Here is an 18,493-nt window from a genome sequence, read left to right as displayed (position 1 = left end):
AGGCGGAACATCTGGCGTCAGTGTTACTCATTGAGCACCAACGGGTCGGAAAAGACCAGCGTTCCGTCTTGACGCATCATCAGGTTGTCCTGGGCGATCAGGTCGGGGAGTAACCGGTACTGCTCGGTGAAACGGGCGAGCGCTTCCAGCGCCTCTTGCAACGACCGGTCAAAGGGGGGTTGGGTTTGTAACATCTGCTGCAAGGCGATGGTCCCCATCTTGCGGTTGAGTTCCCCCCACTGTTTGCACATCTCCCAAAAGACGGTTGCGAGCCGCCGCGCAAGCTGGCCGGCGGGGGATCGCTCCGGTAAGGGGTAGAGCTTCTCCATTTCGAAAAGATGCATCGGGTAGCCCAGCGTCGACCGACCGATGATGCCGTGGTAGCCGTAGATGATCGGGAAATGGGGGCCTTGGGGGCGATTTTCTGCGGTGTAGTAGAGGAATTCGTCAGGATGGGTGACGATCTTGAAGACCCACTCAGGTCCCGCATCCAAGACGATGCTGAAGCGTCCCCGCCCGATCTCGGGTTTGCCCTGGAGCAGCGGGTGGTCGGGAACGGGATCGGGGAGAGGAGGTTGCTGGGGCGTCACATTCCGGGGTGGCGTGCGGCTCTCTTTAGCGTGCTGCGTCTTCGACGTCATCGGTCTGCTCCACTCTCTCTCCGTTGTCAATCATACCACCACTCTTTTCTCTGGACGCTTGGGCAACGCGCAAGGCGCGGCTCGCGGGGGTCTCAAGCGTGATTCGCCCCAAACGCCCGTCACGGAAATCCTGGAGGAGCAGGAGCGCCGCCCGCTCCCAGTCGATGCCGCCCCCGCGCGCCACGCAACCACGCCTTTTGCCGATCGCTTCGAGCACCGCTTCCGGGGTAGCCTCTGTCGCGTACTGCTCTGGGAGATGGTAGCGGGCGACGAGCCGCTCGCCGTATCCCTCTTCCTGGAGCGTGGAGATGAGCGCGAGCGCCACCTCTTCCTCACGAACCGCATTGCGGCCGATCGCATGACACGCGGCAAGGAGCCAGCCGTCGTGTTCGATTTCGATCTTTGGCCACATCATCCCGGGGGTGTCGTAGATCGTCCGCAGTCCGTCGAGGGCGTAACGTTGCACTGCTTTGGTGACAGCCGGTTCATCGCCCACCTTGGCTGCTTTGCGCCCAAGAAGGGCGTTGAGCAGCGTCGATTTGCCGACGTTGGGGATACCAACGACCATGACGCGCAACGGTTTCGCGGGGCTGTTGCGGTGGGGGGCAAGACGGGCGGCAGCGGGGAGCACACGGCGGACGTCGGCGGGGTTGTGGGCGCAAAGCGCCAGCGCCGCAACCTGTGCTTCACCTTGGAGCGTCGTCAGCCATTCCGCAGTGCGGACGGGATCCGCGAGGTCGCTTTTGTTGAGGATTTTGAGGCACGGTTTTTGCCGGCTGCGGCGAAGCGTCTCCAGGAGTGGATTGCGGCTTGCCGCGGGAATGCGGGCATCCAGAAGCTCAATCACGACATCGACCTCCGCGAGCGTCTCTTCAAGACGCTTGCGGGTAGCGTGCATGTGGCCGGGGAACCATTGAATGGGCATTGTGGGGGAATTCACGGTTGAACGGGGTTGGCGATAAGGATAACGCAGAAAAGCGGATTGGCGAAACGCCTCCAACCCCAGCATGGGCAGATACAATTGCCGCTGAAGATTGGGCCGCCTGAAGGGCGGCTGAGGAGGTGCCCTGTGACGAGCCACTTTTTTCTCCACACCGGTAACCGCACCGAAGCGCTCTTTGCTGGCGTCAAAGCGCTGATCGAAGCAGAGCAGCGCCCCTTTGGCCGCTGGGTCTTCCTCGTGCAGGCGCGGGGGATGGAGCGGTGGCTCGAGCAGCGGCTCGCCGACACCTTCGGCGTCTGGATGGGGAGCGAGTTTCCCTTTCCGCAGACCTTCTTTGACCGGCTCGCTGCTGAGCTCGATGATTCGCTCACCAGCGACCATCTGCAGCGGGAGCGGGTGCGGTGGCGCATCGAGGCGCTGCTGCGTGAGCCGGAGTTCGCCTGTGATCCGCTGCTTCAGGAGCTTCTGGGAGAAGGGCGCGACCGCCACCGCTTCTTGCTCGCCGAGCAGATCGCCAACCTCTTTGACCAGTACCAGATCTTTCGCCCCGATTGGTTGGAGGCGTGGGCGCAGGGCAGAAGGGTTACCGAGAACCCCCACGAAGGGTGGCAGATGCGGCTGTGGCAGGCGCTCGGGTTGCGCCCGCACCGCGGCGAGTTGTGGCGGAGGCTCATCGAGCATCTCGAAACGATTCCGAGCGAGGCTCTCCCTAATCCCCCTGACCAGCTCTTTGCCTTCGGGATCACCTTTCTGCCACCGGTGATGCTCGAGGCGCTCTTGGCGTTGAGTCGCCATCTGCCGGTCCATCTCTTCACCTTGTCCCCCACTGCGACCTTCTGGGCCGACCTGCCGAGTCGCCGCGCCCAGCTCCAGCTCCTGATGCCGCGAAACGAAACGGAATCTGCCGAAGAGGCGCCCACGTTCCATCCGCTTCTTCTTGCACTCGGCCGCCAAGGAGCCCACTTCCAGCAGCTGCTCCTTGCGGTCGACGAGCAGGTCGAGTACCGCGTCGACTATTTCCAGCCGCCCGCGGAGGAGACGCTGCTGGCGCAGTTGCAACGCGATCTCCTTGCCAACCGGGTCGATCGTGACGCGGCGAAGCAGCGCGCGCGCAATATCCTCTTTCACCGCTGCCATACCCCGCAGCGCGAGGTCGAGGTGCTGCGCGACCGGGTGGTGGCGCTCCTTGAGGAGTCTCCCGATCTGCGCCTCAACGAGATCGTGGTGATGGCCCCCGATCTCACCCCCTATCGCCCCTTCATCACCACCCTCTTTGCTGAGATTCCCCACACGATCGCCGACCGCACCGTGGAGATGGAAGCTCCAGCGATCAAGCTGCTTACCCGTTGGCTTACGCTGGTAAGCGGGCGGATCGATTGGGACGAGCTCTTTGGCTTCCTCTACGACCCTGAGGTGGCGGCGCGGCTCGAGCTTTCCCCCCAGCAGCTGGAGGCGCTCTACGATGCGCTCATCGCCAAAGGTCGGATCCGCTGGGGTTTGGCGGGGGAACTGCACCGCAACCACTGGTGGGACGGCATCCAGCGCCTCTTGCTTGGGGCGGTGATGGCCGCGCCAGAGACCCTGTGGCAGGGTCACGCGCCGGTTGCGGCGCTCGAGGGGCAAGCGATCCGTCTCCTCGCCCCGATCCTCGAACTCCTCGAGCGCATTGCCCGGTGGCAAGAGGCAGCGCGTTCAGGACTCACTGCAGCGGGGTGGGGGGAATTGATCGGCGAATTGGCCAACTTTTTTTACCGCGATGCCCCGGAGGGGATCGCGCTCTTTGAGGCGGCGGAGCGACTCGCGTTGGAGGCAGCACCGCTTGGGGAGCAGCCGATTGCGCTCGAGACCCTCGCCGCGTGGTCCGAGTCGCTCGGCGCGGAGCGGCGAAGCAGCGCCGGCTTTCTCAGCCACGGGATCACCTTCTGTGACCTCCTGCCGATGCGCTCGATCCCGATCCGGGTCGCGTTTCTTTTGGGGATGAACGACAAGAGCTACCCGCGGCCGCGATGGACGCCGGCATTTGACCTGATGCGTGACACTTTCCGCCTGGGCGACCGCGACCTGCGCGCCGAGGATCGCCACACCTTTTTGGAGCTCCTCCTCTCGGTTCGCGAGCGGCTCGAGATCCTCTGGCAGGGCCTTTCGCCCGACAAAAATAGCGAATTGCCCCCTGCGCAGGTGGTGCTCGAGTTGCGCGACACGTTGCACCACCACTACGGGGTGAATCTAGGGGAGATCACCTGGGACCACCGCGCCTATCCCTTCCACAGCGACTATTTTCGCGTCGATGGGGCGCTTCAAGGGCGCTCGCCGGAGGATTTCGCGACCTGTCGGGCGCTGCACGCTGCGGACAAAACGCTCCCCCCGTTATGGCAGAAGCCGCTTGCGACGCCCGAGGCGCCGCTTCCCCTTGCAACCTTGAGCAGCGCGCTCGCCGACCCCGTGCGCTGGGCGCTCCAAGAGGCGGGGCTTTCGCTGCCGCGATGGGAATCCCCTCCCGAGCCGCGGGAGAAGCTCGACGTCGATGGTCTGGATCGCTGGGCGTTGCGGGAGGCGGTCAAAGTGGGGAGGAGGGAGCCGATCGAATGGGCTGAGGTCAAGAATCTTCTCACCCGCTGGCAGGCCGAGGGGCGTTGGCCGCTCGGAGCGGTGGGCGACCAGACTGCGGAAGAGACCGTATCGCTCGTGACCCGCCTCCAAGAGCTGATCGCCGAGAAAGCGCTCCCCACGATGGGGGAGCAGCTCCCCGCCGAGACGATCGAGCGGCAGATTGGGGCATGGCGGCTCATCCATCGATTTCCAGAGCGCTTTGCCGCGGGGCAGGTGGTCTTTCATCCCCATCGCCTCAAGGGAAGCCATCGGCTTCACTTCTGGTTGAGTCATCTCCTCTTGAACGCCCATCAAGAGGGGCAGACGACGTGGGTCGGCTATTTCGATACCCGCAAAAAAGAGCGGAGCGAGCAGTTTCCGGCGCTCTGGCGGCTGTTGCCGGTCACTCGCGAGCGTGCCGAAGAGGAGCTGGCAGCGTGGCTCGACCGCTTCGCGAGGGTCTTGGTTCAGCCGCCACTCTGGCACGCCGACTGGATCGCTGAGTGGTTGAGCAGTACCCCAGAGCGCCGCGAAGAGGAGTGGTGGCGCGCTGCAACGCTCGCAACGGGGTTGCGCGCGCCCGGTGAATGGGAAAGCGAACCGGACGCCGCGTGGCGCCTCTTCCTGCGCCACGAGCGCGAAGGGGCGGTACGCGACGCGATCCGTTCGGGCTACGAGAGCCTGGTGCCGCTTCTGGAGTTCTGGAACGCGCACGAGGAGCGCCTCACATGACCAACAGTTTCCAGCTCTACACCGACCCGTTGCCGTGTGGCGTCCATGCGATCGAAGCGAGCGCCGGCACTGGGAAGACCTATACGCTCGCACAACTCGTGGTGCGTCTCGTGGTCGAGATGGGGATCCCGATTGAAAGGATCCTCACCGTGACCTTCACCCGCGCTGCGGCGGCGGAACTGCGCGAGCGGATCTTTGACCGCTTCAGTACGGTCCTGCAGGTGTTGCAAGGTGGTGCATGTGAAGATCGGGAGCTCCTGCGTTGGCTTGACTCCCTCACGCACCCGCCGCACGGGCTCAGCAAAGCGGTGCTGGAATCGCGCATTCTCGAGGCGCGCATGATGCTCGACCTCGCGACGATCGCGACGATCGACGCCTTTGCGATGGAAGTGGCGCGCGAACACGCGCTTACGCTGGGGCTGCCGTGGAACGCAACACTGCTTGAGGAGAGCGAGCGGCTCGACCGCCAGCTCGGCGACGCCCTCTGGCACGAACTGAAGGCGCTGCCCGAACCGGCGCGCGAGAGTCTCCTTGCCAAGTGGTCCTCACCCGACGCGCTCTGCAACCAGTTCCGGGATTTGGGGGCGAACGTCCTCTTCGACGAGGCGATCGGGCGCTTGCCGGCGCTGATGGCCCGCTACGAGGAGCTCGCTGCCCCTTGGCCCGCTGAGCGGTTGCAGCGCCTCTTCGCGCAGCTCAACCCCTGGTTGCAAGACTACTGCCGCGCCAATAGCCTTGCGAAATGCACTCGCATGATTCTCGACCCCCTGAAGAGGGGTCGCTTTCCCCGGCTCGAGGGCGACAGTGGGATCGAAATGTACCTCAGCAGTGTCCTCAAAAAAGGGGCGTTCGAGCGCATTCCCGCTGAAGTTCGCACGGAGTTGGCGCAACTCGATGAACTCCTCCTGTCGCTCCCCTCTGAGGAGGTTTTGGCCTTCGCAGCGTTTCGCGATGCCCACGAGCGGTGGCAAAGCGCGCGCAGCGCTGCGCTCGACCGAGAAGGGCTCTTTACCTATGAGAGCCTCAAGCACCGCCTGGCTGAGGCGGTGAGCGCCGCGTCGCCGGTGGGGGAGGCGCTCGTCGCGGCGCTTCGGAAACGCTACGCGGTCTGCCTGATCGACGAATTCCAGGATACCGACCCCGACCAGTGGCGCCTCTTTCGCCGCCTCTTTGCCGAAAGCGACGACCACCGCCTCTTTCTCATCGGTGACCCGAAACAGGCGATCTACAGCTTCCGCGGCGCCAATCTGCTCACCTATTTCGCCGCGGTTCGCAACGCCCACTACCGCCATACCCTCACCGTCAACTACCGTTCCCACCCCCACCTCATCGCCGCGTTCAACGCCCTCTTTGCCGAGATCGACGGCGCGCCGACCTTTCTCCACCCCGAGTGCTGCTACCACGAGGTGGAGGCGGGACGCGACGACGCCCCCGCTTTGACGGTCGCGGGGGACTCCTGGACGCAGATCCGCATTGTGACCGGCGAAGGGCTCGAGGATCGTGAGGAGGCGACGCTGCGGCAACTCGCCCGTGACGTCGTCTGGGTGCTCACCGATGGCGTCATCGAACGCAAGGGCTCCGACGGCGCGGTCGACCGCCGCCCCGTCGCTCCAGGGGAGATCGCCGTGCTCGTCAAAAGCAACAGCGACGCGCTGGCGGTGCAACGCAAGCTCAGAAGTGTCGGTGTGCCCAGTGTGCTCACCAGCCGCACGAGCGTCTGGAGGAGCGACAGCGCCTCGGACCTGGTGTGCCTCCTTTATGCGCTCCTCCACCCCCGTCGCCGTGCCGAGGTGCGTGCGGTGCTCGCCGGCCCCTTTTTCCAATATACCCTTGCCGAACTCGACGACCCGCAGCGGGAGGCGCAAATCGCGGTGCAGCTCACCGAGGCGGTCGAGCGGTGGGAGCGGGAGGGGGTGCTGGCCGCGCTCCTCGACCTCTTTGCCCGCAATGAGAGCTGGGTGAAGCTCGCACGCCTCCCCGACGGCGATCGACGCATCGCCGACACCCGCCACCTCCTCGAGCTTCTGCACGAAGAGGCGCACCAGGCGAACCTCTCGCCGCAGGCGCTCCTTCGTTGGGCGATCGCGCAGCACCAGGGGGGTAGCGGCGAAAATCAGACGTTGCGCCTGGAAAAGGATGACGATGCGGTCGAAATCGTCACGATCCACAGCAGCAAGGGGCTCGAGTATCCGATCGTCTTCGTCTATGGCGCGTGGCGGGGAGTCGCAACGAACCGCTCTGTTCCGCTTACTGTTGCGACCGAAGCGGGGTTTCTCGTGAGCTTCTCTGCAGAGCGGAAGAAGGAGCGCGTCGCGCAAGAGGAACAAGAGCTCCGGCGCCTCTTCTACGTCGCCTGTACGCGGGCAGTGAGCCACCTCACCCTCTACTGGCCTAACGCTGACGTGGATACCGCTGACTATTCCGACGCGCTCAACGCAATCCTCCGCCCGCGGTGGGAATCGCTCTGTCAATCGCCCCACTTCCGCTTTGTCCCTTACTGCGACGGGGAACCCCCCGTATGGCAACCGAGTCGTCCTGCGGTTGTCTGGCGTGAGCCCCCCGCCGTCGACTGGGGGGCGATCCGGGGGCGCAGCGAACGCTTGACCAGCTTCACGGGGCTCGTCAGGGCCCTCCCTCGGCCAGACGATGAGAGCGTTGCGCTGCTGGACGAGGAGGGGGGAAGCGAGGAGCTCCCCGCTGAAGGGATAAGTACCGATCCCCTCCCCGCAGGCGCAGCGTTTGGGACCTTCGTCCACGCGTTTCTTGAAAGGTGCGATTTTGCTGCCCCCGACTGGGTGGGGCTCCACGAGCGTTGGGAGCGCTTTGCCGGGCGTGCAGCGGAGGAGAGCTGGCCGCGACTCCAGGAGATGCTCGCCCATACCCTAGCCGGGAATTGCCAACCCTTTGCGCTCCAGACCCTTTCCCCCGAACAAATCTGGCGCGAGGTTCGCTTCGTTTTGCGCGCGCCGCGCATCGACACCGCGCGGCTCAACGCTCTTTTCCACCACCGCCCCGACTGGGCACCGGTCGAGGCACGCGAGGTGCAGGGCTACCTCCAGGGAACGGTCGACCTCATTGCCGCAGTCGACGGGCGTTACTTCATCGTCGACTACAAAACCAACCGCCTGAGCGACTACCGCCCCGAGACGCTCACGGAGGCGATGGCGGCGCACCGCTACACCCTTCAAGCGCTTCTCTACACCTTGGCGATCGACGCGCACCTGCGCCGCTTCCAAGAGGGATACGACCCCACGCGCCATCTCGGGGGCGTGCGCTATCTCTTCCTCCGCGGCATGGCGGCGGGGGAAACGAGCGGTGTCTATGCGCTCACCTTCTCACCTGAAGAGTTGGCCAGCGCACGTGCGGCATTGGGAGTAGCAGATGAGTGAGACGATCCCGCGAAACAACTCCAGCGATGCGACCCTTGCCCGGGCACTCGCCCGGACGCTCGAGCCGGAGGAGCCGGCGGCGCGCGAAGCGGCGTGCTCCTTTGTCGAGCGGCTCTTGGCCGCCGAGGTGCAAGGGGACACCGCGATCGAAGTAAGCGACGAGGAGGCGGCGTGGCTCACCACCCGCCCGTGGGTGGGGAGTGGCACCCCGCCAACGCCGCTCGTGCTCTCCGGGCCGCTGTTGCAGTTCCACCGCTACTGGGACGCAGAGCAGCGGATCGTTGCCGCGCTCGCTCCGCGCGTCACGGCCAATGCAACGCCAACGGCGCCCCCCGACGCGTGGCTCGAAGCGGCCCACGCCCACAGGATCGACCCCGAGAAGATCGCCTTGATCGCCGCGGCGCTACCGCAACACCTGGTGCTCCTCACCGGCGGGCCGGGAACGGGAAAGACGACGACACTCGCGTGGCTCCTGGCGGCGCTCCTGCTCCTCGAGCCCGATCGCTCCATCGCCCTTGCCGCCCCCACCGGCAAGGCCGCCGAGCGGATGCGGGAGGCGCTCCAGCGCGCGATTTCCTTTCTACCGCTCTCTGACGCGCAGCGTGCAACCCTGGGGAATCTCCAGCCGAGTACGCTCCACCGGCTGCTCGGGATCGGCTGGAGCCCTGTACCCCGTTACACCGCCGCCGCGCCGCTCCCCTACGACATCGTGGTGGTCGATGAAGCGTCGATGGTCGATGTGCTGCTCCTCGCCAAACTCACCGACGCCCTCCAACCGAGCGCGCGGCTGATCCTCATGGGTGACCCCAACCAGTTGGCGTCGGTCGAAGCAGGCAATGGCCTCGCCGACCTGATTCGCCGCTTTCCTGAAGCCCACTGCCGCCTCACCCGCAGCCACCGCTTCAACGCAGCGATCGGGGCGCTCGCCGACGCCGTGTTGCAGGGCGACAGCGGCGCGGCGGTTCAGCTCCTCACCGCGGGTGGGGAGGCGCTGCGGCTCCTGCCCCTCGACCGCGCGGCGCTCATTGCCGAAGCAGAGCGGGGGTTTTCAGGGTACCTCACGCAGCTCACCCACTTTCGCCTTGGGGATTACGACCAGACTGCCAATGCCGCGCGGGCGCTCCTGGCGCACCTCACCTCCTTTCGCGTAGTGACCCCACTGCGCGAAGAGTCGATCTGGGGGGCGAACGCGCTCAACGTGCGGCTTCTTCGCGCTTTTGCCCGTCGCGGCTTGAAGCCGATCGGTCGACGTTATCTTGGCGAGCCGATCCTCATTCAAGAGAACGACTACACCCTTGGGCTCTTCAACGGCGACGTGGGGGTGCTGCTACCACTCTCGGGCGAACTCGTCGCCTGGTTCATCGCGGGCGAAGAGGTGCGTGCCATTCCCCTCACCCAACTGCCGCAGTGGGAGAGCGCCTTTGCGATGACAGTGCACAAATCCCAAGGGGCGGAGTTTGACGAGGTGCTCCTCGTGCTTCCCGACGCGTCAACGCCACTTGTCACGCGCGAACTCATCTACACCGCGGTGACGCGCGCGAAAAAGGGGGTGACGGTGATGGGGAGCAGCGACGCATTCATTTGCGCGCTCGAGCGGGTTACGCGCCGGGTGAGCGGCTTGGGGCGTTCTGGTTGAACGAGAAGTACAGCATGCGCCCAGCAGGATTCGAACCTGCAACCCACGGATTATGAGTCCGCTGCTCTAACCGTTGAGCTATGGGCGCACAGGCGGCCGCAAAAAGCGGCCGGGGGTTGGGCACAACAAGCGTAACAGGTTCAGCTTTCGTTGTCCAGGTAGGCACGCAGCAGCTCGGCGCGCGAGGGGTGGCGGAGCTTTCTGAGTGCCTTCGCTTCGATCTGCCGGATCCGTTCGCGGGTGACGTCGAACTGACGCCCGACCTCTTCCAGCGTGTAGTCGGTGTTCATTTCGATGCCGAAACGCATCCGCAGCACCTTAGCCTCGCGCGGATTGAGTTGCTCGAGGACCTCGCGCATCGCGTCGCGCAGGTCGGCTTGCAACGCAGCGTCGATCGGTTGCTGCACCGAGGTATCTTCAATGAAGTCGCCGAGATGAGAGTCTTCGTCGTCGCCGATCGGGGTCTCCATCGAGATCGGATCGCGCGAAATCTTGAGGATGCGGCGGATCTTCTCTTCGGGCATCCCCATCTTTTCAGCCAGAACCTCGGGCGAGGGCTCTTCACCCGTCTCCTGAAGGATCTGGCGGCTGATCCGGTTCATCTTGTTGATCGTTTCGATCATGTGGACCGGAATCCGGATGGTGCGCGCCTGGTCGGCGATCGAACGGGTGATCGCCTGGCGGATCCACCAGGTGGCGTAGGTGGAGAATTTATACCCGCGCCGGTATTCAAATTTATCGACCGCTTTCATCAGGCCAATGTTCCCCTCCTGGATGAGGTCGAGGAACTGTAGCCCGCGGTTGGTGTATTTCTTCGCGATCGAAATGACGAGCCGGAGGTTCGCTTCGATCATTTCGCGCTTCGCGGCGCGCATCTTCGCTTCACCCTGCGACATCCGTTTGTAGATGTCTTTCAATTCATCGAGGGGTACGCGGGCGCGGGCCAGCACGTCGAGGATGCGTTGCTGCTCGTCGAGGACGCTCGGGAAGACGCGCAGGAGCGACTCCGACCAGGGGTGACCGGCCTCAATTTCGTGTTTGATCCAGTCGAGGTTGGTTTCGTTGGGCAGAAAGCTCTTCAAGAAGTGGTCGCGGGGCATCGCACCGATTTCGGTGCAGAGCTTCTGGATCTGCCGCTCGTGGAGGCGAATCTGTTCGATGAAACCCCGGACGATGTCGCACACTTGTTCGATGTAGCGCGCCGTGAAGCGAATGTGGAGGAGCTCGTGGGCGATCTGGTCGCGCAGCTTCAGGTATTCGGGATCTTGGGTGCCGCCGCGGGAGAGTGCAGCGTCGAGCTGCGCGTACCATTCGCGGATTTTGGCGAAGTGCTCCAGCGTCCCTTTTTTGAGGGTGGCGAGGTTTTCGGCCTGGATGCGGGCAGCGCGATCCTCCTTGGACTCTCCCTCGTCATCTTCCTCTTCAAGGTTCGAGGTCACCTCATCGTCGGCAAAGGTGTCGTCGCTCTCATCTCCCTCCTCTTCGTCGTCGAGCGCCGCTTCGAGGTCGGCGAGCATCGCCTCGTCGGCGGCGTCATCGTCCGCGGCGGCAGGAACGATGTCGTCAAGTTGCTCAATCAGGCCATCGACCGCCTCATCGATGCGCATTTTGTCCTTCTCGATCTTGTCGAGGGTTTCGAGCATGAAGGCGATCGTCGGGGGGCACGCGGCGATCGCTTGAACCATGTTGCGCAAACCATCTTCGATCCGCTTCGCGATCTCGATTTCGCCTTCGCGGGTCAAGAGTTCCGAGTGGCCCATCTCGCGCATGTACATGCGCACTGGGTCGGTAGTTCGGCCAAATTCGCTATCGACGGTGGAGAGGGCTTGCTCGGCCTGCTCGTCGAGGTCGTCGTCGTGGACGATCGCCGGGGTGGTGTCGGTGATGAGGAGTTCCTCAGGCGATGGGGCCTCTTCAAAGACCTTGATCCCGAGGTTGTTGAAGGTGGTGACGATCGCCTCGATCTGGTCGGCGTCGGTGATGTCGTCAGGGAGGTGGTCGTTGATTTCGGCGTAGGTCACATAGCCACGCTCTTTGCCCATCGAGAGGAGCGTTTTGATCTGGTTGCGCCGTTTTTCGGCGTCTTCAGGGCTGTGGTTCGCGGCAACCGATTCGATGAGCGCCCGTTCTGTGGCGCGGGTGTTCGCGGTACGGCGTGCGTTTTTCCGTTTTTGGCCGTTTTTGGGGGTCTGCGTCATAGAGCGTTCACCTCAACAGGGCGAAGGATAGGGTGACAAGATAACCGGTCATTATAGCACGGAAGCGCGCGATTGTCTGCAGGATTACCCCTGATCGGGAAATGAGCGCCGCCGCTTGCTCTCCCGGATGAGTGTTTGCAGGCGGTGCTGTTCGTTCGGGTGAAGAGGTTGACTGCGCGCTTTGGCCATGAGTTCAGCGATCTCTTGCTGCAGCGCGTGGAGAGTGAAGCCTTCGAGAATGCCGGCGAGCTCCGCTTCGGGGTCTTCGTCGTAGAGGGGCGGCTCGGCGATGAGCGCGGCAACGTGGCTCTGGAGGTGCTGGAAGAGCGCTTCGTCGGCTTGGAAATGGGCGGTGATTGCGGCAAGCGGCGCGTGCGGCGAGAGCTCGCCGTGTTCGATCGCGTCGATGAGGCGAAGGGCGGCGCGGAGATCAGGGTCGTCGTCGTGGAGCAGACTATTCGCCGAGACACGGGCGGCGAGTGTCGGGTGGGCGAGTAACAGGCGAAGGAGCCGCGTGCCGAGGGTTGCAACGGGGCGACGGCGGGTAAAGGAGTTGCGGGGGCGCGACGTGACCGGGGGGGTGGGGGGTGGGGTTCGAGCTGCCTGCGGTGCCTGGAGCCAATGGTCTGCGGGAATCTTGGCTCGCTGCGCCAGCTCCTCTTCGATTTGCCGTTTCAGTTGCGGTGCGGCGATGCGGGACAAAAGGGGTTGTGCGAGGTGCACGAGGCGCGCTCGCCCTTCGGGGGTGTCGAGGGGGAGTCCCTCAACGAGACTGTCGATTAGATATTGGCTGAGGGTCTGGCTTCTCTCGAGCGCTTCGCGCAAACGGTCGGCGCCGTAGGTGCGGACAAAGGAGTCGGGGTCTTCCCCTTCGGGCAGGAAGGCAAAGCGGAGAATCGCCCCATCGTTGAGGGCTTCGAGACTTTGCTCGAGCGCCCGCCACGCGGCGCGGCGTCCGGCGTCGTCGCCGTCAAAGCAGAAGATGATCTCGTCGGTGAGCGTAAGCAGCGTCTTGACGTGGTGGGGTGTCGCGGCAGTGCCGAGTACGGCCACCGCGTTGTCGATGCCGTGCTGCCAGAGGGCGACGACGTCCATGTACCCTTCGACGACGATCACGTGGCCACGGCGGCGAATCGCGTCGCGCGCGAGCGCCAAAGCGTAGAGTTCGTGGCTTTTACTGAAGAGCGGGGTCTCTGGGGAGTTGAGGTACTTCGGTTCGCTTTGATCGAGCACCCGTCCGCCGAAAGCGACAATCTCGCCGCGGCGGTTGTGGATCGGAAAGAGGATGCGGTGGCGAAAGCGGTCGTAGCGCCGGCCACTTTCGTGGTCGATCACGAGTCCCGCTTTTTCGAGGAGCGGGTCGTTGTAGTGGGGAAAGATTGCGGCGAGCGCCTGCCACTCCTCTGGGGCATAACCGAGGCCGAAGTGGTGGATCGCGTCGTGCCCAATTCCCCGGGCGGTGAGGTAGTTGAGGGCTTCCGGGGAGCGGTGGAGCTGTTGCTGGTAAAAGTGGGCTGCTTTTTTGAGGAGATGGAGGAGTTGCTCCCGTTCGTTTTTTGCTGCCTCTGCCGCCTGGGGGTCACTCGCATGGCTCTTGGGGACGGTGAGCCCCACTTCGTGGGCGAGTGCCTCCACTGCGGCAGGGAAGGTGAGCCCTTCATAGGCCATCAAAAAGGTGATGGCGGTCCCGTGGGCGCCGCAGCCGAAACAGTGGTAGAACTGTTTGCTGGGCGAAACAGAGAAGGAGGGGGTCTTTTCGCCGTGGAAAGGGCAGCAGGCGAAGTAGTTGACGCCCGACTTCTTGAGCTTGATCCGTTTGCCGATCACTTCGACGATATCGACGCGGGCAAGGAGCGTCTCGACGAACTCGGGCGGGATCATCGCTCACCAAAGGAAAAGCCACACCGAAGCAGTGCTTGGGTGTGGCATGAGAAGCGGTGGCGGGGAATCAGTAGAGCTTCGGGGGAAGCGTCTGCATCCGCAGCTTTTTCTGGTAGCGTTTGATCGCTGCGGCGCGCATCCGTTTGCGCCGTTCCGAGGGTTTCTCGTAGAACTCGCGCTTACGCAGTTCCGTCAGGATCCCCGCCTTTTCCACCAAGCGCTTGAAGCGGCGCACCGCCACTTCAGCAGGTTCATTCTCTTTGACACGCACGTAGGGCATGAGGTTTTCCTCGAATCGGGTACTCGAAAAAAACAATTATACCGCAGCATGAAAGAAACGGGCAAGGTTTTGCCGGCCGATTGGGTACAATTGCAGGATGGAGCGAATCTTGGCGATCGAAACCTCGTGCGACGAGACGGGCGTTGCGCTCTGGTCGTTTGAGGCAGGGTTGGTGGCCCACGCCCTCTATTCTCAGGTGGCGCTGCACGCGCGTTACGGCGGCGTGGTGCCGGAGCTCGCGTCGCGCGACCATGTCCGTCGTTTGCCTCAACTCGTCGCGCAGCTCTTTACGGAAAGCGGCTGGGCGTTCGACTCGGTTGATCTCGTTGCCTATACCGCCGGCCCGGGGCTTGCAGGGGCGCTGTTGGTGGGCGCCGCTTTTGCCGAGAGCTGGGCCTTTGCGCGCGGTATCCCGACGATGCCGATCCACCACTTGGAGGGGCATCTCTTGTCGCCAATGATCGCGGAGCCCGATCTCGCCTTTCCTTTTCTGGCACTGCTTGTCTCCGGCGGCCACACGCAGCTCCTTTGGGTGGAAGCCGTTGGCCGCTACCGATTGTTGGGTGAGACGATCGACGATGCAGCGGGTGAGGCGTTCGATAAGACCGCGAAAATCCTGGGGTTGGGTTACCCCGGGGGGCCAGAGTTGGCGAAGCTCGCTGAACAGGGGGATCCCGCGCGTTTTGCGTTGCCGCGGCCGCTTCTTCACGACCCGGAGGTGGCGTTCAGTTTCAGCGGATTGAAGACCGCTGTGGCGCTCGTGGCTCAGAAAATTGGCGACGACCCGCAGGCCAAGGCTGACCTTGCAGCGTCGTTTCAGGCGGCGGTGGTTGATGTGCTCGTCGCGAAGAGTGTGCGTGCGGTTGAGCTTTGCGGTGCTCGCCGGTTGGTTGCGGCTGGGGGGGTGACCGCGAACAGACGACTACGGGAGAGCCTCACCCAAGCGTTGGCCCAAGTTGGTTGCACGGTCTCTTTCCCGCCCCTTGCGTGGTGCACCGATAACGGGGCGATGATCGCCCATGCGGCAGCGCGGCGAGTGAGGGGCGGTTTTCCGGTGAAGCGGGACTATCGGGTAACGGTCTATCCACGCTGGTTGCTGCCTGACTGAGCGCCGATCTTCGGCTCTTTCCCGTGCATGAGGTTCCTGATGTTCCGGTGGTGGCGGGCGATGAGGATCACGGCAATGGCGGTGACGAGCGCCACTTCCGGCGGGGTGAGTTCAAGAAGCCAAGCAATCACCGGGGTAAGCAGTGCGGCAATCAGCGCCGCCAGCGACGAGTAGCGGGAGACGACGGCAACGGTGAGCCAGATCAGGGCGGCAATGACACCCAGTAACGGACGAATCGCCAGCAGCACCCCGAGCGCCGTCGCAACCCCTTTACCCCCTTGAAAACGGAGCAAGAAACTAAAGATGTGGCCGAGAAAGGCCCCCAGCCCTGCGGCAGCGGCGAGCGTTGCGGAGTGGCTTACCGCTTGGGTGATCAGGACGGCCACGGCCCCTTTGCCCGCGTCCCCGATGAGGGTCAGGAGCGCTGCCCCTTTGTGTCCGGTGCGCAGAACATTCGTTGCGCCCGGATTTTTCGAGCCAAAGGTGCGGGGGTCGGGTAACCGGAAAAATTTACTTGCGATGAGCGCAAAGGGAACCGACCCCACGGCGTAGCCGAAGAGGATCGCGACCAGAAAGTGCCAATCCATTGTGGGAGTCACAGAGAAGCGGACGAGTTAGCCGATGCGGAGCTCTTCGCGCGAATGGCCCGCTGCTTCCCACTCTCTCAGCCATTTCGGCGGCAAACCGCGTCCGGTCCAACCCTTTTCAGGGTCGGTTGGATGGCGGTAGCGGAAGGGGATTTTCCGTTTGGGCGTGTCGCTTTTTCTCCCCTTTCCTTCCCGGTCATTGAGGAGACGCTCCACAAACTTTTCAAAAGGGATACCCAGTTTTTCGGAAAGTTGCCGCGCCTCTTCTCGGAGTTGTTCGAGAGATTCTTCTTGCTTTTTGGCAATGATTTTGTCGATATCGGCTTTCAGCGCTTCGAGCGCGTCGATTGAAAGCGCTTCGAGGGTTTCCTGTGGAATCGCATGCAGAGACATCGTCGAACTCCCAAGTGAATTTCACCCTATTTTAGCAAAATTCTTACCCAATGCAACGCCATTATGCGCGGGGGTGATGGCGGTGGTAGAGCGATTCGAGACGAGCACGGGCGACGTGGGTATAGATTTGGGTAGTGCTGATATCGGCGTGGCCCAGAAGGAGCTGAACGGCGCGTAGGTCGGCACCGTGGTTGATGAGATGGGTGGCAAAGGCGTGGCGGAGGGTGTGTGGGGAGAGTTTCCGCAGGTCGATCCCTGCGCTCGTGGCGTACTGTTTCACCAGTTGCCAAGCGCGTTGGCGGGTCATCCCCTCGCCCAGACGGGTGAGAAAGAGGGTGGCGGGTGAGCGGGGGTGGGTAAGCAGCGGCCGTGCTTCCTTGAGATAGCGGGTGAGCCAATCGCCAGCCACCTCACCAAAAGGGATCAACCGCTCTTTGTTGCCTTTACCCGTGACGATGAGCCACCCGTCGTGAAGCCGTACTTGCGTCAGTTGCAGCGTCACCAGTTCGCTAACCCGTAAGCCCGTGGCGTAGAGGAGTTCGAGCATCGCTTTATCGCGAATGCCAAGGGGTGTGTCGATGTTGGGGGCATTCAAAAGAGCTTCCACTTCGGTTTCGCTGAGGGTTTTGGGGAAGCGACTAGGTAAAGGGGGGGGATGGAGTGTGGCGCAGGGGTTTTGAGCGATTTTCCCTTCGCGCATCAACCAGTGGAAAAATTTGCGCCAACAGGCGATGAGCCGCCGTTGCGAAGCGGCTTTGCGCGGTTTGGCCGCAAGATAGGCAAGGAGTGTGGTGCTCTTGACCGCCGTGAGTTTCTCACCGCGCTCCGCAAGCCAACGGGCAAAAAGGGTAAGGTCATTGCGGTAACTGGCGCGGGTATTTTCACTCAACCCCTCTTCCCACCAGAGGTGGTCGAGAAAGGTGTCGATCCATTCTTGGCTCAGGGGGTCCGGGGTGGGGTGACGGGTCATCGTGGAAGAGCGTTTTCGCGCTGCAAAAGCCACGCTTTGAGCGCGAGCCAGGATTCATCGTGGCCGCCGGAAAAACCGGTTAAAGCCCCCTTCTGGCCGACGACGCGGTGGCAGGGGATCACGATCGGGCAGGGGTTCGCGCCGCACGCTGCCCCGACTGCACGGGGGGCGCTCGCAAGCGTCCGCGCCAACGCGCCGTAGGTTGTGGTGGTGCCGCAGGGAATGGTGCGCAGAAGCGCCCAGACCCGTTGTTGGAAAGGGGTTCCTTGCGGGGCGACAAGCGGCCAGAGGGGGGTGCAAGGCGCTTCAAGCCAGCGATCGAGCCACGCTTCCAGCCGTGCGATCTCTTCCGGCAACGGGAGGCGTCGGGGGGTTGGAGGTGGATTCGTGCTGAAGTCGGCGGCGACCACCGTTCCGTCGCTTGTTGCGGTGAGGGTGAGCCAGAAGGGGGAGAGGAGGGGGCGAGAGAGGTGCCAGGTGGTGGGCATCGTGCAGCCATCGCGCAACGGGATGGCTGCGATTGTACCGGGTAGAGCGTTTAGGAGGCACCCCCCTGCAAGAGGGCATTTTTGAGCGACTCTTGGACAGGATTGGAGCCGAGCCAGATGCTCAAAAGGAGCGAAAAGAAGCCCGATTGGGTGATCGGAGCGAGCATCGGTTTGTCATTGATCACAATCTGGACGGCTCCGTTTTTCTCTTCGGTGATGAGTACGATGCTGTTTTCCGGAAATTCACTATGCGCTGCGATCGCCTGGCGCAGGGCATCAATGCTCGACTGAAAGGGGGCAAGGGCTTCCGCTGGCTGGTTCTGCTTGAGCCCGTCGATGAGTGCGTCAGCGAAAGTGGCACCGGAGAGGGCGCGGAGCAGCTGGATACGAATCTGGCGGGGCGGGGGACTTGCCAGTGCCGCGTCGGCTGTTTTGGCCGGTTGCGGGAGGTAGAGCCCCATGGCGTAGATGTTGAGAATGATTTTGGTGCGGATGCCTGCTCCATTGAGCTGAAGAGGCGTTCCGTCAACGGTCACCGTTTCGGCAAATCGGGCTGCGCCCACCTTGACTTCGGCGTGGGCGAGCGGTGCGTAGTTGGTGACGAAAGCGATGAGCAAAGCGACGAGCGTACGGGTCATGATCTCCTCCAACAAACGTT

The 18,493-nt window shown here is 63.3% G+C and carries 14 protein-coding genes and 1 tRNA gene; 4 read left to right on the top strand and 11 right to left on the bottom strand.

Annotated features, from left to right (window positions below; translation table 11 throughout):
• Nucleotides 1-23: 23 nt before the first annotated feature.
• Both ACYQ6T_RS02105 and ylqF read right to left on the bottom strand, forming a co-directional pair.
• The gene (locus ACYQ6T_RS02105) at nt 24-641 is read right to left on the bottom strand and encodes a hypothetical protein (protein WP_459826986.1); all 618 of its coding nucleotides are present in this window, start codon (nt 639-641) and stop codon (nt 24-26) included.
• A complete protein-coding gene (ylqF, locus tag ACYQ6T_RS02100; protein WP_459826985.1) occupies nt 616-1,566 on the bottom strand; it encodes a ribosome biogenesis GTPase YlqF in 951 nt (316 codons plus the stop codon). The genes ACYQ6T_RS02105 and ylqF overlap by 26 nt, the downstream gene beginning before the upstream one ends.
• 144 nt (nt 1,567-1,710) lie before the next feature.
• On the opposite strand from ylqF, the gene ACYQ6T_RS02095 reads away from it, so the two are divergent.
• Genes ACYQ6T_RS02095 through recD form a run of 3 tightly spaced genes read left to right on the top strand, consistent with a single transcriptional unit; the run spans nt 1,711 to nt 9,930 of the window.
• Entirely contained in the window at nt 1,711-4,905 is a 3,195-nt protein-coding gene (locus ACYQ6T_RS02095; RefSeq protein WP_459826983.1) for an exodeoxyribonuclease V subunit gamma, read from the top strand.
• A complete protein-coding gene (locus ACYQ6T_RS02090) occupies nt 4,902-8,294 on the top strand; it encodes a UvrD-helicase domain-containing protein (RefSeq protein ID WP_459826981.1) in 3,393 nt (1,130 codons plus the stop codon). Before ACYQ6T_RS02095 ends, ACYQ6T_RS02090 begins: the two co-directional genes overlap by 4 nt.
• Entirely contained in the window at nt 8,287-9,930 is a 1,644-nt protein-coding gene (gene recD / locus ACYQ6T_RS02085; RefSeq protein WP_459826979.1) for an exodeoxyribonuclease V subunit alpha, read from the top strand. Before ACYQ6T_RS02090 ends, recD begins: the two co-directional genes overlap by 8 nt.
• 15 nt (nt 9,931-9,945) lie before the next feature.
• On the opposite strand, the gene ACYQ6T_RS02080 is transcribed toward recD, so the two are convergent.
• From ACYQ6T_RS02080 to rpsU, 4 genes are all read right to left on the bottom strand, one after another.
• Nucleotides 9,946-10,018 (bottom strand) — tRNA-Ile (locus tag ACYQ6T_RS02080).
• Between the two features lie 52 nt (nt 10,019-10,070).
• On the bottom strand, nt 10,071-12,128 hold the full coding sequence (rpoD, locus tag ACYQ6T_RS02075; protein ID WP_459826977.1) for an RNA polymerase sigma factor RpoD: 2,058 nt from the start codon (nt 12,126-12,128) through the stop codon (nt 10,071-10,073).
• Between the two features lie 84 nt (nt 12,129-12,212).
• Entirely contained in the window at nt 12,213-14,009 is a 1,797-nt protein-coding gene (gene dnaG, locus ACYQ6T_RS02070; RefSeq protein ID WP_459826976.1) for a DNA primase, read from the bottom strand.
• 67 nt (nt 14,010-14,076) lie between these two features.
• Nucleotides 14,077-14,289 (bottom strand): 30S ribosomal protein S21, encoded by a 213-nt coding sequence (gene rpsU, locus ACYQ6T_RS02065; protein ID WP_459826974.1) that lies wholly within the window; start codon nt 14,287-14,289, stop codon nt 14,077-14,079.
• 97 nt (nt 14,290-14,386) lie between these two features.
• Here rpsU and tsaD point away from each other — a divergent pair, with 97 nt between their 5' ends.
• Nucleotides 14,387-15,397 (top strand): tRNA (adenosine(37)-N6)-threonylcarbamoyltransferase complex transferase subunit TsaD, encoded by a 1,011-nt coding sequence (gene tsaD, locus ACYQ6T_RS02060; protein WP_459826972.1) that lies wholly within the window; start codon nt 14,387-14,389, stop codon nt 15,395-15,397.
• Here the strand turns inward: tsaD and plsY are convergent.
• The 5 genes from plsY to ACYQ6T_RS02035 all read right to left on the bottom strand — a co-directional run bounded on the left by plsY (nt 15,370) and on the right by ACYQ6T_RS02035 (nt 18,473).
• A complete protein-coding gene (gene plsY / locus ACYQ6T_RS02055) occupies nt 15,370-15,984 on the bottom strand; it encodes a glycerol-3-phosphate 1-O-acyltransferase PlsY (protein WP_459826970.1) in 615 nt (204 codons plus the stop codon). The two genes, tsaD and plsY, sit on opposite strands and share 28 nt — an antisense overlap.
• 27 nt (nt 15,985-16,011) lie before the next feature.
• Complete coding sequence (locus ACYQ6T_RS02050) at nt 16,012-16,377, bottom strand: H-NS histone family protein (RefSeq protein WP_459826968.1); 366 nt, start codon at nt 16,375-16,377, stop codon at nt 16,012-16,014.
• A gap of 61 nt (nt 16,378-16,438) precedes the next feature.
• Nucleotides 16,439-17,347 carry a site-specific tyrosine recombinase XerD gene (gene xerD, locus ACYQ6T_RS02045; protein ID WP_459826966.1) on the bottom strand — a complete coding sequence of 303 codons (909 nt, stop codon included), beginning with the start codon at nt 17,345-17,347 and terminating at the stop codon, nt 16,439-16,441.
• A complete protein-coding gene (locus ACYQ6T_RS02040; RefSeq protein ID WP_459826964.1) occupies nt 17,344-17,835 on the bottom strand; it encodes a methylated-DNA--[protein]-cysteine S-methyltransferase in 492 nt (163 codons plus the stop codon). The genes xerD and ACYQ6T_RS02040 overlap by 4 nt, the downstream gene beginning before the upstream one ends.
• 50 nt (nt 17,836-17,885) lie before the next feature.
• Nucleotides 17,886-18,473 carry a chalcone isomerase family protein gene (locus tag ACYQ6T_RS02035; RefSeq protein WP_459826961.1) on the bottom strand — a complete coding sequence of 196 codons (588 nt, stop codon included), beginning with the start codon at nt 18,471-18,473 and terminating at the stop codon, nt 17,886-17,888.
• Nucleotides 18,474-18,493: the final 20 nt, after the last annotated feature.

Source organism: Hydrogenophilus islandicus (assembly GCF_054657095.1).
The sequence above is the reverse complement of the archived record's forward strand: the minus strand, read 5'-3'. Positions and strand labels throughout refer to the sequence as shown.

Bases quoted from the DNA above. Each gene is read 5' to 3' on its own strand.
- plsY (WP_459826970.1), bottom strand. From the start codon at position 15,984: ATGGATTGGCACTTTCTGGTCGCGATCCTCTTCGGCTACGCCGTGGGG.
- rpoD (WP_459826977.1), bottom strand. From the start codon at position 12,128: ATGACGCAGACCCCCAAAAACGGCCAAAAACGGAAAAACGCACGCCGT.
- recD (WP_459826979.1), top strand. From the start codon at position 8,287: ATGAGTGAGACGATCCCGCGAAACAACTCCAGCGATGCGACCCTTGCC.
- rpsU (WP_459826974.1), bottom strand. From the start codon at position 14,289: ATGCCCTACGTGCGTGTCAAAGAGAATGAACCTGCTGAAGTGGCGGTG.
- xerD (WP_459826966.1), bottom strand. From the start codon at position 17,347: ATGACCCGTCACCCCACCCCGGACCCCCTGAGCCAAGAATGGATCGAC.
- ACYQ6T_RS02090 (WP_459826981.1), top strand. From the start codon at position 4,902: ATGACCAACAGTTTCCAGCTCTACACCGACCCGTTGCCGTGTGGCGTC.
- ACYQ6T_RS02105 (WP_459826986.1), bottom strand. From the start codon at position 641: ATGACGTCGAAGACGCAGCACGCTAAAGAGAGCCGCACGCCACCCCGG.
- ACYQ6T_RS02050 (WP_459826968.1), bottom strand. From the start codon at position 16,377: ATGTCTCTGCATGCGATTCCACAGGAAACCCTCGAAGCGCTTTCAATC.
- ACYQ6T_RS02035 (WP_459826961.1), bottom strand. From the start codon at position 18,473: ATGACCCGTACGCTCGTCGCTTTGCTCATCGCTTTCGTCACCAACTAC.
- tsaD (WP_459826972.1), top strand. From the start codon at position 14,387: ATGGAGCGAATCTTGGCGATCGAAACCTCGTGCGACGAGACGGGCGTT.
- ACYQ6T_RS02040 (WP_459826964.1), bottom strand. From the start codon at position 17,835: ATGCCCACCACCTGGCACCTCTCTCGCCCCCTCCTCTCCCCCTTCTGG.
- dnaG (WP_459826976.1), bottom strand. From the start codon at position 14,009: ATGATCCCGCCCGAGTTCGTCGAGACGCTCCTTGCCCGCGTCGATATC.
- ylqF (WP_459826985.1), bottom strand. From the start codon at position 1,566: ATGCCCATTCAATGGTTCCCCGGCCACATGCACGCTACCCGCAAGCGT.